Here is a 15,467-nt window from a genome sequence, read left to right on the forward strand (position 1 = left end):
ACGTTCCCGAAAATTCAAAAGCTCAAATGATAATCCAATGGGGTATGTAATGAATTATCCAAAAATAGCAAAAGAGCTGCTCACTCTATTAGGTGGTAAAAGTAATATCACTGCACTCGCACATTGTGCGACTCGTCTGCGTCTTGCTGTCGCAGACCAAGATAAAATTGATGAACAGGCGATTGATAACCTAGAAGGGGTTAAGGGCCAGTTTAAAGTAGCCGGTCAATATCAAATCATCTTTGGTTCAGGCATCGTCAATCAAGTTTATGCTGAGATGGCAAAGCTGACTGAGATGACAGAGATGTCGACTAACGATGTGGCGTCTGCGGGGGCTGAAAACCAAAACATCATACAGCGCGCGGTTAAAGGCCTGTCTGATATTTTTGTACCAATTATTCCTGCGATTGTAGCTGGTGGTTTGTTGATGGGTATCTACAACCTATTGACGGCTCAAGGTTTGTTCATTGATGGCAAATCTTTAATTGACGCTAACCCGGGTTTGACCGACCTAGCAAACATGATCAACACATTTGCTAATGCACCTTTTGTGTACTTACCTATTTTATTAGCATTCTCAGCGAGCAAGAAATTTGGTGGTAACCCATACCTTGGCGCGGCTTTAGGTATGTTGATGGTTCACCCAGACCTTCTTAACGGTTGGGGCTTCGGTGGCGCATCGGTGGCAGGCAATATTCCGGTTTGGAACATTCTAGGATTCGAGATAGAGAAGGTTGGCTATCAAGGTTCTGTACTGCCAGTTCTCGTTTCTGCGTTTATTCTCGCGAAAATAGAACTTGGCCTGCGTAAAGTTGTGCCTTCCGTTCTGGATAACTTGCTAACGCCGCTACTGGCTATCTTTGTGACAGGCTTACTCACATTCACAGTTGTTGGTCCATTGACTCGTGATATCGGCTTCTTGTTGGGTGACGGTCTGAACTGGCTATACAACAGTGCGGGCTTTATTGGTGGTGCGGTATTTGGCTTGATTTATGCGCCATTCGTTATTACAGGCATGCACCATAGCTTTATCGCTATAGAAACCCAATTATTAGCAGACATTGCCGTAACGGGTGGTACGTTTATTTTCCCTATCGCGGCTATGTCTAACGTGTCACAAGGGGCGGCGGCACTGGCTGTTGGTTTCATGACTCGCGATACAAAAATGAAGAGTATCGCTATTCCTTCTGGTGTGACGGGACTACTTGGTATTACAGAGCCTGCAATGTTCGGTGTGAACTTGAAGCTTCGCTATCCATTCATTGCTGCGGTTTGTGCAGCTGCGGTTTCAAGCGCATTCATCACCATGTTTAATGTGAAAGCACAAGCGCTCGGTGCTGCTGGTATTCCAGGTATCATCTCAATATCACCAGAAAAAATCGGTTACTACGTGGTCGGTATGATTATCGCGTTCGTGACTGCTTTTGCACTGACAGTTGTTTTAGGTCTGCGCGAGCGTAATAAACAAAACATTAAAGCAACGGCTTAACGTTTCTCCCTAGAAGTGAAGTCCCCCTTTTCACTTCATTTCCTAAGCTTTGGGGTGCTAGCTAGGTGATTTGGCTTAGCTAGCCTTTTTATATTTTCACATGACAGCGTGAAGTGTCACCTTGCTTTCGGTTGTCATGATTTTCAGTTTTAAGGTAAGAAAGATGAATCAAGTTTGGGTAACTGGAGACGCTGTTGTCGACCTCATTCCGGAGACAGATAAGACATTGTTGAAATGTCCGGGTGGTGCTCCTGCCAATGTCGCGGTAGCGATTTCTCGTCTTTTAGGCAAAAGCGCCTTTTTCGGCCGAGTGGGTAACGACCCGTTTGGCATCTTTATGGAAGTGACTTTGCAAAACGAAGGTGTGAATACCGAACGTTTGGTGAAAGATCCTGAGCAACGTACGTCAACTGTGGTGGTGGACCTTGATGACCAAGGCGAACGCAGTTTTACGTTTATGGTTAAGCCAAGTGCAGACCAGTTTATGTCTGTGGATGACATTCCTGAATTTAAGAAAAACGAATGGCTACACGTCTGTTCAATCTCTCTGGCCAATGAGCCAAGTCGAAGCAGTACCTTTGAAGCCATCCGACGCATGAAAGCGGCTGCTGGTTACATCAGCTTCGATCCAAACCTTCGCGATGAAGTGTGGCAAGATCCATCTGAAATCAAGCCTGTAGTAATGAAAGCGGTTGAGTTGGCGGATGTGGTTAAATTCTCTGAAGAAGAGTTAGATTTCTTAACCGGTTCAACTTCGATGGAGCAAGGTTTGGCTCATATTGCAGATCTTAACAACACGCTTGTTCTGGTTACACAGGGTGCGAAAGGTGTTTGGCGAGTATTTGAAAAGCAAGGCGTGTTGATTTCAGGTCGTTCAGTGACGCCAGTGGATACTACAGGGGCAGGCGATGCTTTTGTTGGCGGCTTGCTTGCAAAGCTTTCTCAACATGATGAGTGGAATAATCAACAAGTCGTCGATTCTGCAATTCAGTGGGCGAATGGTTGTGGTGCACTGGCGACAACGCAAAAAGGCGCAATGACCGCACTTCCAACGCAAGAAGCTCTAACTCAGTTTATTCAAAAAAACTCTTCAAATACGAATGCCGTAGAGGAGAGTGTATGAGTTTGAACTCGAACTGGACAGTAGAGCAAAGATATCGTCGTATAGAAGATATTTCTCAAGAGAGTATTGATGCGATGGTAGAGCTTCGCAAACAAGACTCTGGCTATCCAAGCTACCATGTTGCGCCTAAATTTGGCTTGCTCAATGACCCAAATGGCTTGTGTTTCTTTAATGGAGAGCACCACTTATTTTATCAGTGGACGCCCGTTGGTCCTGTCCATGGTATGAAGTATTGGTACCACCTTTCAACCAAAGACTTCGTTCATTTCGAAGACCACGGCATAGGCCTACACCCGGACCAAGATTACGATTCTCACGGTGTTTATTCTGGTGGCGCATTGGTTGAAAACGGCAATGCACTGCTGTTCTTTACGGGTAATAAACGTGATGAAAACTGGCAACGAGTCCCAACTCAATGTTTTGCCAAGATGTCTGCCGACGGCAAAATAGAAAAGCACGGCGTGGTTATTGAAAACGATCACTACACCGAACATTTTCGTGACCCAAAAGTGTGGAAGCAGGGTGACGATTACCTGATGGTTGTGGGGGCTCAAACACCTCAAGAAACAGGCTCAATGGCACTATATTGCAGTCGTGACCTGATGTGTTGGCAACACAAAGGCCCAATTCAGACTCGTTACAACAACCTTGGCTATATGTGGGAGTGCCCTGATTTCTTTGAAATAGATAATCAGTCGGTGATGCTATTTTCTCCGCAAGGCGTGTCTAGTGAAAACCCATACGACTTCAAAAATATCTATTCAGTGGCTTATATTTTGGGTGACCGCCTGAACCTAGATACGGCGAAACTGGAAAATCATCAAGACATCGCGCAGCCAGACTACGGCTTTGATTTCTACGCACCACAGACTTACTTAGATGACAAAGGCCGTCGCATTTTGATTGCTTGGATTGGTCTGCCTGAGATTGATACACCTTCTAATGCGCATCAGTGGGCGGGCATGTTGTCGTTACCACGCGAACTTCAAATCCAAGATGGCTATCTTGTTCAGTCTGCTTTACCTGAATTGAAAGCGCTACAGGGGGAAGCGGTTACGGTTGAAAATGCTCTTGAATTGGATACAGCCAGCTTCATGGTTGAGCTCGAAACGGATACTGATGAATTTGAGTTTACACTTGCCAACGTTGCGGGTGATAACATCGTGTTCAGTGCGACAGATAATGAGTTCATTCTTGATCGCAGCAATATGTCTCAACTCTACGCTGAAGAGTTTGGGTGTGTGAGAAAAGCGCCGAGGTTGAGCACCAAGCAAACCATCGAGGTTTATGTCGACAAGTCGGTCATCGAAATCTTCATCAATGGTGGTAAGCACACAATGACTAGCCGCTTCTTCATTGATGATTTAAGTATGCTGTCCATCAAAGGTGACGTAAAAACCGTTTATCGTTCAATGAGCCCAATTAAAGGGCTAGATGATTAAGCCATCTTTGTTTCACCAAAAAGCCGCTGCCCAACAGCGGCTTTTGTTTGAGTCTGTTGCATCGTGTTGTGCAGGCTTTCTGACCTTATCTGTTGCTCCAAGCAGTTTAGATCCAATACCCACACTAAGGTCGAATGTTATTGAAACTGACCTTTTGTGTCCCATCATCTAGGTTCTCCAACTTAATCACATCCCCTTGATAGTAATAAGGTTCCATTGGCATCTCGCTGTTGGTCGGCCTTGCGTAATGCAATACTGCTGGCTTCGCATCAACTTGCTGAGCGAACAAATAGCCAATCAGCGCATGCTCAAACTGGTGATAACCGTTGCCCCAATGGAAAGCTTTGGTGCGTTTTGGATCAAGCCCCACGCCGCCGTATTTGTGGTCGACCCATACATCATGAAAGGTGGGTAGGGTGTATTGCAGTGCGTCTTTCATTGAACCATCGACTAGCGAAACCGTCATGGCCGCTTGATCAAGCTCCGCCCATTCCCATGATGAAGCCCAATTTGTGTTTGGTCGGCTTTGCCATCCAGTTATCTCTTGTCCTTTCCACGCTTTCTGAAGTTCTTCGCCATAATATTGGGAGACGCTGGCGAACTCTTTCTGATATTGCGCTTGAGCGAGAGTGTGTTTCATCCCTTTGATGCCAAACTCTTTCCATTCAGAGTTATTCAATGTTTGGCCTGTTAGATAGGTCATCCAATATGCTTTGATGGTGTGTCCAAAATCATTGTGATTAGCATTCGGCATCATCGCTGCTTTATCGTGAATTGCACCGTAGAAGCGTTGTTCATCTTTAGAATGGTATTGGTCAATCATGGATTGCGTGAGCCAGTTTAAGTCATCAAGCCATTTTGATTTGACGGGCTCTTTGAGCAGAGGTGCGACCAACAACAGGTAGCCATTAATTTGATCAAGTTGTGCAACCAATTCACGTCGTTTTGCACTGCCATCTTCACCGTCAGCAAGTACCCAAGCAAGACCGCTGTTGTCGCTAAGTCGATATTTATCAAAGATAAACGCTTGTTGTGCGATGAGTGCTTCTTCTACCTTTTTGTCTTGAGTCAGGTAGTAGTACATGACAAGGCCAACCAGCGCATACGCTTGATCTTGAGAAGTACGTTGTTGCCAATCCTGGCCTACTTTTCCCTCTTTTGTGTAGCCGATAAAGCCGCCGTTTTGCTTATCTTCTAGCTGATCAATGATGTAGTAGGCTCCTTGCTTGGCAAGCGCTAAAGCCTGCTTATCGCCACTAAGGTGGTAGAGCACGCCATAGGCATAAGTTTGACGTGACTTCATCCGCGTAAACTCTTTGCTAAAGTGTGGCGTGATCCAGCCTTTGTTCAGTTCAGGGCACACATCGGAAACATCGAGCAAGGTACCGTCATCACAGCGGAAAGTAGGGAAGTTGCCTACCGGTTCTCCTTGAGCGCTAGGCATCAACCAGTAAGGTGCAAGCCCTTCAGTAGCATGATTGAGCCACTCTTCTCCAGAAGGAAGAGGGGCGTTGGCAGATACGGCGAAGCTAGTAACACTGAGTAATGCGATCGTTGCTCGTAACATGATGTTTATCTTAACTATTTGAATTTCGTTGAATATAAACAATCACACCTGCACATTGTGATTAGGTGATCACAATCGACCAAATTATTACGGAGTAGAGGAAGGTTTACAGATCATTGAGTGGTACCGGGATAGTCGAATTGTATCTAGCATTATCCAAAATTCGAATAATTCATAATGATTATAAGTCATTGGATGGGATTTGGTCTCGTTCGTATACTGGGCTCAAACAAAGGATGTTTTTTAAACAATTGAATGTTTCACCTTTACGAAGAGATATGCTCAACATGAAAAAACTTCTATTAGCTTCGCTACTTGCTATCAGCACAATGCCGGTCTATTCCCAATCATTCGATGATACAGATGACATCCTTAATCGCGCATCACAGATTGAAAATCTTGAATACAAAATGATGGTGCAGCGTGCCACTCAAACAGCAATCCATTATATGCCAGCTGTGACTCAAATTGATTTCCTAAAAGCGACTCGTCGTGACCTTGATGGCGACTTCAACGATGTGGTTTACGTGAACGAACCTTTTGGTTCAGAAAAGGGTTTTCTCACCGCGAACGATACCACCGCTTACGCTTGGGCAACGATAACGTCGAAGAACGGCCCGGTGGTGATTGAGGTGCCCGCAGCAACAGACAAAGTGAATTACTTTGGTTCAATCGTAAACCAATGGGAGGTTCCGATTGCTGATGTTGGCTACAAAGGTGCTGACGAAGGCAAAGGAGGGAAGTATCTATTCCTGCCACCAGGTTACGACAATAAATTAGGAACGAAGCAGGATCTCGAAAGTAAGGGTTACCTTGTATTTGAAACGGATACGTACCTGTATGGCTTTTCATTCAGACCATCGTTAACCAATGGGGCGACAGATTTGGATGCGGGGAACTACGCGAAGCAAATCAAAATCTACAACTTAGCCGATGCAGAAAACCCACCTAAGACAGATTACTTGGATGCAACGGATGTCGCTTATGACAGCCTCCCATATTACAACGAGACGTTTTTTCAAGACATTAATGACGTCATTCAAGAGAACCCGGTCAGAACGCAAGACAAAGCAATGGCGTCGTTACTAAAAGACCTTGGTATTGAAAAAGGGAAAAAATTCGACCCAACAGCTGAGCAGAAAAAAGCGATGAGTGAAGGTGTGCTGATGGCCTATGCGCACATGCAATCAAAGTTCGTTGAACCAGATCAAACGGTGAGTGCGCTATGGAGAGACGAAAACGGCAAACCTCTGTCGCAATGGTCTTTCTGGAATTTTGGCCCTCAAGCTCAGCTTGGCTTCCCATTTGTGGATGAAGATGAGGTGTTAGTTGATAAGCGTGCAGCGTCGTACTTTTACGTGACTTACTTGCCGAAGCAATTGGGCGGTTCAACCTTTTATCTAACGGGTTTACGCGATTCACAAGGTGAGATGTTAGATGGCAAAGCGACGTACAAGCTCAATGTACCAGCCGATACGCCTGTCGAGGACTTCTGGTCAGCGATTGTTTACAACATGGAAACCAAGAATTTTGTTAAAGGGGTCGATCGAGTAGGACTATCGTCTCGAAACGCTGACACGATGAAAAAGAATCCAGATGGTTCGTATGATCTGTATTTCGGCCCTGAAGCACCAAAAGGGCAGGAGGAAAACTGGGTTCCTACAGGTGGTGAAGATTACTTCTTATTGTTCCGACTTTACCGTCCAACATCGAAGACTTTCTTTAAAAACTGGATGCTAGAAGACATGGAAAAAATCAGTGGCTAGCAAGCAATAGAGACTCAACCATCTCTGGAAGTAAATAGCTTAATGCGTGCCCCTAAGTGAAGCATACAAATTGGGGCCGGTTAGGCGATGAGAATCATTTTAGACAAGAGAAAATATTATGAAAAAATCGATTATTGCTACGTTGCTGATTACTTTAGGTTGTTCATCTGTGGCGCTCGCTGAGCCTAAATTTAGTGCGCAAGTACCAGATAGCATTATTACGCCAAATAAGGTCGAATCTGCCTATCTAGGTGAGCTCAACTATACCGATGGTGCACCGACATTAGAAACGCACGCCAAGGTGAAAGATTTTGTGCAAGTATCTAATGCTGTTCGTGTTTTTCTATCCGGTATTCCAGTTGCTTCAATACAAGGGCTATTGTTGGGGCATGAGAGTATCGGCATGAAGCCTAATCAAACCATCGCAATTTCTGAAGACAACTTAGACGCCAATAGCCTTTGGTTAACAGCGAACACGACGACACCGTATATCACTTCGGAAATTGATGTAAAAAATGGCCCGGTGATTCTAGAAGTTCCTACTCCGGTTATGGGTTTACTCGACAATGCTGCATTTAAGTACGTTGATCGAATTGGTGTCACTCACCCAGACAATGCAGCTAAATCAGGCAAGTATTTTATCCGCCACTCTTCGTGGAAAGGCGACGTTCCAGAAGGGTACATTGAGGTTGTCAGCGAAGGGTATCAGCATTGGCTATTGCTGCGTTTAGTGAGCTCACCAGAGAGTATGGAACAGAGTATTACAACATTAAAAAACACCACCAAGCTGTATTCGTATGGCAAAGAAGATAAGACAGAGTTCATCAATATTTCTGGCGTCGATTACAACACCATTCATGCTATGGACGAGACGTTCTACGATGAGGTGAATGCACTTATTCAATATGAACCTACCGCTATTTTTGATGCTGAATGGTTGTCGTTGGCTAAAGATATCGGAATAGAAAAAGGACAAGATTTTGTGCCAAACACGCGTATGCAGCAAATACTGTCGGAAGCCGCAAAAATAGCGACTGCTGAAGTACGCTCAAGCTATTTCCACCCTAAAGAAGAGATGTTTCGCTACGATGATAGACAGTGGTTCACGCCGTTAGTCTCAGGCCATGAATTTAAAGATGAAAATGGCGTAATTGACTCCGATATGCGAGCAACATTCCACTTCATGGCAACCGGGATTACACCAGATATGGTGACGAAAACCGTAGGAAAAGGATCGGATTATCTGTTGGCGACACGTGATGCCAACAAGGAAGTGTTGGATGGCAGTCAGCACTACACGGTGACTTTGCCACCGAATGCACCAGTAGAGCAGTTTTGGTCATTTATGATCTACGATAACCAGACTCGCTCTATGTTAGAAACCGACCAAAAATCTGCTGGCCTTGATGGTTTGAGTGAAGATATTAAGAAGAACAGCGATGGTTCTATCACTGTCCATTTTTCGCCCAACGCTCCCAAAGGAATGGAACATAACTGGGTTCAAACGACGGAAGGCAAAGGTTTTAATATCATCTTCCGCATGTATTCGCCGACAGAAAAGTGGTTTGATAATTCATGGAAACCAAGTGATTTTGTTAAGGTGAAATAGAAGGTATCGCAAGTTTGAATGCACCCTATAAATGGGTGCATCTTTTCATGTTAAGGTTATTCAGCGCTTAGCACTGTTATTGCTCCAAGATAACTAGAGGATTTATGCAAAAAGACATGTCATATCAGTTGAATCGAGTCGACCTAAATTTGCTGGTGGCCTTTGATACATTGCTTAAAGAACGCAACGTAACCAATGCAGCAAAGGCGTTATTTGTGTCGCAGTCGGCCATGAGTCGTAGCTTAAAACGGCTGAGAGAAACCTTTGATGATCCTCTATTTATCAGAACATCTACGGGCCTAACACCAACATCAAAAGCACTAGAGTTAGGTCAAGAACTGCAACACATTCTGCCGCAGCTAAACGCGTTATTTCAGCGCAATCAATTTGATCCTCGAGAGTGCAACGATACGTTTTCGATCTCTTTACCGACCTTTCTAGGGAGCACCATTCTTCCTAATCTAGCCTTGGGATTATTTGAAGAAGCCCCTGATGTGAACTTGATAGAGATGGCTGCGAAAAGTAACCCTTATGACTTGCTCGACAAGGGTAAGTTAGACTTTGCGATTCATTATGCAAGCTCGTTAGATCAAAAATACCAAGCCACCAAGATAGGGACCATCTACCCCAAATTGTTTGTTAGAAAGGATCACCCTCTGGTTGGAAGGAAATCAACGTTAGATGAGATCATGCAATACCCAGTGCTTGCTATGAACGTTGAAGAAGACCACAAGCAAGCATTCAATACCCCTTTGCAACAGATCTTATTGGAGCTAGAAAGTGATAAACGCCCCAAGCTTCGAAGTACTCAAACTCATGTATTAATGGAAATCGCTTCTCGTTCTGATGCTGTGATTTTTGGTATGAACGCTTTAAATGCTTTGCCAGATTTCGATCATCGGTTTGTCGATATTTATGATTTTGTAGACAGCAAGCAATATCACGTAGACCTTTATTTATTGCAGCATCAACGTACATTTACATCCGCTTCGCATCAGTGGATAGCGTCTAGGTTTAATGAGCTGTTGAAGACCATACTCTGAAAAAACGCACTCTAGTGAAACATCTCTAATCGCTTAATATTGAATGAGTCTCGATACTATATCGAGACTCATCGCTATCGACTTATACTGGCTCACCCGCCTCGTCTTCTTCGACCACATCGGTTTCTAAACTTGCCTCTGCAAGCCATTTTTGTATTGATGGACTGTTAAGCACACGTTGTTGATACTGCGATGCCTTCTTTGAAAGCTCTATACCATAGGTTTCTACGCGCAATGCGACGGGTGCAAACATCGCATCGGCAATCGACCATTCACCAAATAACCATCCTTCAGAGTATTGTTCCATTTGTGTTGACCATATTGCATCAATACGTGCGATGTCTTTCAATGCCTCTTCACTGAGTGTGAGCTTTCGTTGTGCGCGGCAGTTCATCGGCATTTCATTTCTGACGGAAAAAAAACCAGAGTGCATTTCTGCGGAAATTGCTCGGGCATGGGCGCGTTCTTTCACTGAACTGGGCCATGCTTCGCCGTTCAAGTGGGCGTCGTTAACGTATTCGAGAATCGCCAGTGAATCCCACACCGTAACGTCACCATCAACTAAGGTGGGAACTTTGGCCGATGGTGTTACTTTTGCCAGAGTGTCGTAAAAATCAGAAGTGAAGAGTTTGAGCTTGATGACCTCTGCATTCAGATTGTAGTTGTCGAATATTAGCCATGCGCGCAGTGACCAAGTTGAGTAGTTCTGGTTTCCAATATAAAGCTGCATAGGGGCTTCCTTGCGTTTGGTGGGTATGCATTTGAGCCTAGGGGCATGCATTTGAGCTTAGGGGATTGTATTGCGGCGCACTAACGGATAATTTTGATGTAATACATTAATAAAAACGATGGGTGGTAATTTCAATATGGATATTGATGCTTTGCGAGGCTTTCTCGCGTTCGTAGAAACCAGTAGTTTCACACGTGCAGCGAAACAGATAAATCGCACCCAATCGGCATTCAGTGCGCAGATGCGTAAGTTGGAAGAAGAGCTCAGCGTGACTCTTTTCCAAAAAGAAGGACGTAACTTAATACTTACAGAAGCGGGCTTAGCGCTGCGTTCGCATGCCGAACAGTTGGTCGCCCTCCACAATACCGCGCTAAAGCAAGTAAAGCGTTACGAAGACAAACAACCTCTGCGACTCGGCTGCCCTGAAGACTACAACGACACCATTTTGCCGAAAGTGATTCGCCTGTTGCAGAAAGCAGAACCCACCTGTTCTATTCAAGTATTCAGCCTACCCAGCATTACGCTCAGAGAGTGGCTAGATGATGGCAGACTTGATGCGGCGATTGTCACCCGAGCGCCCGATAGTGAAGAGGGTTACTGGCTTACACATGATGTGGGTGTTTGGATAAGCAGCCCTGACTATGCGTTCGATGAGTCTAAACCAGTCCCACTAGCCTTGTTTCAGACCGATTGTAAGTACCACGCAGCGGCAGTGAATGGCTTAACCAAGCAGGGCACGCCTTATCAGTTATTGGCGTGTAGCAATACGGCTTCTGCACAACGTGCAATCGTTAAAGCCGGATTAGCCATTGGCGCGATGGGTAAGCTGAGCGTGACTTCAGACTTGAAAATACTTGATGATATGCCGCCGTTGCCTTCGGTCGATATTGTGTTGATCTTAGCGAGCAAACACCATCCAGTATTGGACAAAGAAGTGCTCAATCAACTTGTGGAGTTGGATTCTGAGTAGCTTAAATTCCTTTTCCTATTATAGGATTCCCAAGCTTTTCAGCTTTCGATAAATGGTATTGCGGCTGATGCCGAGTATTCGCGATGTCTTGCTGATGTTGCCTTGGTTCGCTTGATACGTTTGCAACAAGGTTTCTTCAACGGTACTTCTTAGATCGTTATTCGTTGTACCTTTGATGGTGTTAGGAGGCGTCAGTTGATGCTGATTATTTTGCGCTAATGAAGTGAGATGTTGAGCAAGGTGGCTAGGCACATGCTCGAGTGTGAGCTGTGCTTCATCGTTTGCCAGTAGGGCGGCAACTTTCAGTAGATTATCTAATTCGCGGATATTGCCCGGCCAAGCGTAAGCGCACAGCAAGCTCATCAAGTGCGGGCAGATTGTCTGTTCGTCTTCGGCGTATTTACGATGAATGTGCTCGATTAATGCGTGTTTGTCTTGTCGGTGTTGTAGGCTTGGCAAGGTGAAGGCTAAGCCGTTCAGGCGGTAGTACAAGTCTTGTCTGAACTCTCCTGTCGCAACTAACTGTTCTAGGTTTTTATGAGTGGCAGCGATGATCTGACAATCGACTTGGTAGCTTTGATTCGAACCCACGGGCACTACGGATTTGTCTTGCAGAACATGCAGCAATCGACACTGAGCCTCTAACGGCATATCGGCAATCTCATCCAAAAATAGAATGCCCTTATCCGCTTGGCGGATCTTACCTTGAAAACCTTTGTGGCTTGCGCCAGTAAAAGCGCCCGGCGCGTAGCCAAACAGTTCTGACTCGATAAGATCTTTCGGTAGTGCGCCACAATTTACCGCCACCAAGGGCGAAGACTTACGCTGGCTTTGCTTGTGCAGCGCTTTAACAAACTCGCCCTTACCAACTCCTGTTTCACCTAAGATCAACAAACTGATCCCTTTATCGATAACCTTATTAGCTTGCTGCCAAGCGTGTTCAATTTGTTGCTCGCCATGGTGTAAATTACACGATGCCGAAATAGAGCGAGTGCGTTTTGCAGTTGCTTGTTTGAGGTGCTGTTTCTCAAATACAAAAGGCGTGTCTAATGAGGTTCGATTGAACAGGGTATCTATGCATTCGCCAACTATTGAGGTTTGATCCAGCAGCTGAGAGGCAACCTGATTGTGCGCGACTACCTCGCCAGCTTCGTTCGCTATCACTATCCCTTGCCAACCACTGTGTAATAACGACTTCTCACATGCGAGGTCGATGCGAGTAGTGCCTTGCGGGATATGACTTAATAGCTGATTTTCAATAAGCTGAACCATATTTTGAACGAGTAGCTGCACTGAACTGTCGTGTTGTTGCTGCTCGCTGGTGATGTCCAATACACCGACCATTTGGCCTTGATGATCAAACACCGGGCTTGCTGAACAGCTGATAAATCGATGCTGGTGGATGAAGTGTTGTTCACCAATGATGGATACTGGCTTGGCTTCAACAATGGCGGTGCCAATCGCGTTGGTGCCTTTCAGTTGTTCCTGCCAACAGGCTCCAGAGCTGAGTGCGATTGATGTCAGCTTCTCCTTAAACCGCTCCTGTCCCCAACTCGCCAGAATCACCCCTTCAATATCGGTCAGAATCAAACGACTGTCGGTACGAGCAAACATCTGATTAAACAAAGGCAGCGCATTGCGTTCGACGATGTGGATCAAGTCAGCCGATTGATAACGTCGCTGCTTAAGAATCGATTGAGGCAGGCGAATGTCTTCGGGAAGTCGTCTCTGTTTTAGACCCGCTTCTGTGCTGCGGTGCCAAGAGGACGAAAGCCAATCTGAGATGTTTGCTTGTTGAAGGTGCATGACTGTTCCATGTCTTAACAGTGAGGGTGTACCAATTTGGAACAGTTGAACACTGGAGTGGTTTCCATACGTCCGTTCAATGCCAACTCACTTTGGGTTGTAAACGTTTGGTAATCATAGTTTTACAATTTATTAACAACAAGTTTTGAAGTTCTGGCGTGTGATTTGCGTTGTTACTGTTGTGAAGAAAACACGAAGTATCAGTGTTTTAAACAGAAAGTATAAACATGGGCGTCTCGCCATGAGTTCTTTTCTCAAGGGGAGCCGCCACAAAAATAAGACAGCTCTAGCTCAATAACGAATATCAAATCGAAGAAGGATCTAACTATGATTTACGCACAGCCGGGTAGTGACAACGCAGTGGTGAACTTTAAAGCGCAATACGATAATTTTATCGGTGGCGAGTGGGTGAAGCCTGTCAGCGGCGAGTATTTTGATAACACTTCCCCAGTGAATGGTCAGGTGTATTGCCAAGTGGCACGCTCAACCGAGGCGGACATTAGCTTGGCACTGGATGCGGCGCATGCAGCTCGTGCGAGTTGGGCTGCGACTAGCGTGACTGAACGTTCGAACATTCTACTTAAAATTGCTGACCGCATTGAAGCGAATTTAGAAGAAATCGCGGTCGCGGAGACGTGGGAAAACGGCAAGCCTGTGCGTGAAACTTTAGCAGCAGACATTCCGTTAGTCGTTGACCACTTCCGTTACTTTGCGGGTTGTATCCGAGCGCAAGAAGGCAGTGCAGCAGAGCTCGATTCAAACACCGCAAGCTACCACTTCCCAGAACCAATTGGTGTAGTCGGCCAGATCATTCCTTGGAACTTCCCGATTTTAATGGCGGCTTGGAAATTGGCACCTGCACTGGCTGCGGGCTGTTGTGTGGTGATGAAGCCCGCTGAGCAAACACCGACATCGATCTTGGTGATGATGGAGAAGATCGCTGATCTTCTACCAGCAGGCGTAGTGAACATCGTCAATGGTTTTGGTAGTGAAGCGGGTCAAGCGTTAGCAACCAGTGATCGCTTAGCGAAGTTGGCATTCACAGGCTCGACAGAAGTCGGCCACCATATTCTGAAATGTGCGGCTGAAAGCTTGATTCCATCAACAGTTGAGCTTGGCGGTAAGTCTCCAAATATCTACTTCCCAGACATCTTTAACCATGAAGATGAATACTTAGATAAGTGTGTCGAAGGCATGCTACTTGCGTTCTTTAACCAAGGTGAAGTGTGTACCTGTCCGTCACGTGTGCTGATCCATGAATCGGTGTACGACAAGTTCATCGCCAAGGTGGTCGAGCGTGCTCAAACTATTAAACAAGGTAACCCGCTAGATACTGATACTCAGGTGGGCGCACAAGCTTCTAAAGAGCAGTTTGATAAGATCTTGAGCTACCTAGAAATCGGTCGTCAAGAGGGAGCGAAAGTGCTGACAGGTGGCGAAGTTGCGCAGCAATCAGATGATCTCGGTAATGGTTATTACATCCAGCCAACCATGTTGGAAGGGCACAACAAGATGCGTGTATTCCAAGAAGAGATCTTCGGCCCTGTAATCGCGGTGACGACGTTTAAAGACGAAGCAGAAGCGCTAGAGATAGCCAATGACACTGAATATGGCTTGGGTGCAGGCGTGTGGACTCGTGATGCAAACCTAGCGTATCGCATGGGTCGTAACATCGAAGCGGGGCGTATTTGGGTGAACTGTTACCACGCTTATCCAGCACATGCCGCGTTCGGTGGTTATAAGAAATCCGGCATCGGTCGTGAGACACACAAGATGATGCTCGATCACTACCAAAACACCAAGAATCTATTAATCAGCTACGATACGAATCCGTTGGGCTTTTTCTAAAATAGATAGGTTCTAGAACAGTCTAATTAGGAAGTCACTAGCAACGAGATGGCTTAAACAATATAAGTAAAATG

Annotated in this window: 11 protein-coding genes; 8 read left to right on the top strand and 3 right to left on the bottom strand. The window is 45.5% G+C overall.

What is annotated here, in order from left to right:
- The first annotated feature begins 49 nt into the window (after positions 1 to 49).
- From IQQ51_RS10320 to IQQ51_RS10330, 3 genes are all read left to right on the top strand, one after another.
- Entirely contained in the window at positions 50 to 1,489 is a 1,440-nt protein-coding gene (locus IQQ51_RS10320; RefSeq protein ID WP_017076937.1) for a sucrose-specific PTS transporter subunit IIBC, read from the top strand.
- 163 nt (positions 1,490 to 1,652) lie between these two features.
- Positions 1,653 to 2,612, top strand: coding sequence for an aminoimidazole riboside kinase (locus IQQ51_RS10325; protein ID WP_193840996.1), 960 nt, complete (start codon positions 1,653 to 1,655; stop codon positions 2,610 to 2,612).
- A complete protein-coding gene (locus IQQ51_RS10330; RefSeq protein ID WP_193840997.1) occupies positions 2,609 to 4,054 on the top strand; it encodes a sucrose-6-phosphate hydrolase in 1,446 nt (481 codons plus the stop codon). Before IQQ51_RS10325 ends, IQQ51_RS10330 begins: the two co-directional genes overlap by 4 nt.
- A gap of 124 nt (positions 4,055 to 4,178) precedes the next feature.
- On the opposite strand, the gene IQQ51_RS10335 is transcribed toward IQQ51_RS10330, so the two are convergent.
- Complete coding sequence (locus IQQ51_RS10335) at positions 4,179 to 5,621, bottom strand: N-acylglucosamine 2-epimerase (RefSeq protein WP_193840998.1); 1,443 nt, start codon at positions 5,619 to 5,621, stop codon at positions 4,179 to 4,181.
- Positions 5,622 to 5,908: 287 nt separating this feature from the next.
- On the opposite strand from IQQ51_RS10335, the gene IQQ51_RS10340 reads away from it, so the two are divergent.
- The 3 genes from IQQ51_RS10340 (at position 5,909) to IQQ51_RS10350 (ending at position 10,039) form a co-directional block, all read left to right on the top strand.
- Complete coding sequence (locus IQQ51_RS10340) at positions 5,909 to 7,387, top strand: DUF1214 domain-containing protein (protein ID WP_048613884.1); 1,479 nt, start codon at positions 5,909 to 5,911, stop codon at positions 7,385 to 7,387.
- Positions 7,388 to 7,505: 118 nt separating this feature from the next.
- Entirely contained in the window at positions 7,506 to 8,996 is a 1,491-nt protein-coding gene (locus tag IQQ51_RS10345) for a DUF1254 domain-containing protein (RefSeq protein WP_193840999.1), read from the top strand.
- A 104-nt stretch (positions 8,997 to 9,100) separates the two neighbouring features.
- Positions 9,101 to 10,039 carry a LysR family transcriptional regulator gene (locus tag IQQ51_RS10350; protein WP_193841000.1) on the top strand — a complete coding sequence of 313 codons (939 nt, stop codon included), beginning with the start codon at positions 9,101 to 9,103 and terminating at the stop codon, positions 10,037 to 10,039.
- Positions 10,040 to 10,121: 82 nt separating this feature from the next.
- Here IQQ51_RS10350 and IQQ51_RS10355 read toward each other — a convergent pair whose 3' ends face one another.
- Positions 10,122 to 10,769, bottom strand: a complete 648-nt coding sequence (locus tag IQQ51_RS10355) for a glutathione S-transferase family protein (RefSeq protein ID WP_193841001.1) — start codon at positions 10,767 to 10,769, stop codon at positions 10,122 to 10,124.
- Positions 10,770 to 10,887: 118 nt separating this feature from the next.
- Between IQQ51_RS10355 and IQQ51_RS10360 the strand changes: the two genes are divergently transcribed.
- Entirely contained in the window at positions 10,888 to 11,739 is an 852-nt protein-coding gene (locus tag IQQ51_RS10360) for a LysR family transcriptional regulator (RefSeq protein WP_193841002.1), read from the top strand.
- An 18-nt stretch (positions 11,740 to 11,757) separates the two neighbouring features.
- Here the strand turns inward: IQQ51_RS10360 and IQQ51_RS10365 are convergent, their stop codons facing one another.
- Complete coding sequence (locus IQQ51_RS10365) at positions 11,758 to 13,545, bottom strand: sigma-54-dependent Fis family transcriptional regulator (protein ID WP_193841003.1); 1,788 nt, start codon at positions 13,543 to 13,545, stop codon at positions 11,758 to 11,760.
- A gap of 327 nt (positions 13,546 to 13,872) precedes the next feature.
- Here IQQ51_RS10365 and IQQ51_RS10370 point away from each other — a divergent pair, with 327 nt between their 5' ends.
- Positions 13,873 to 15,393 carry an aldehyde dehydrogenase family protein gene (locus IQQ51_RS10370; RefSeq protein WP_048613901.1) on the top strand — a complete coding sequence of 507 codons (1,521 nt, stop codon included), beginning with the start codon at positions 13,873 to 13,875 and terminating at the stop codon, positions 15,391 to 15,393.
- Positions 15,394 to 15,467 lie beyond the last annotated feature (74 nt).

This window comes from Vibrio sp. OPT18 (genome assembly GCF_015163615.1).
Lineage (GTDB): Bacteria > Pseudomonadota > Gammaproteobacteria > Enterobacterales > Vibrionaceae > Vibrio > Vibrio coralliirubri.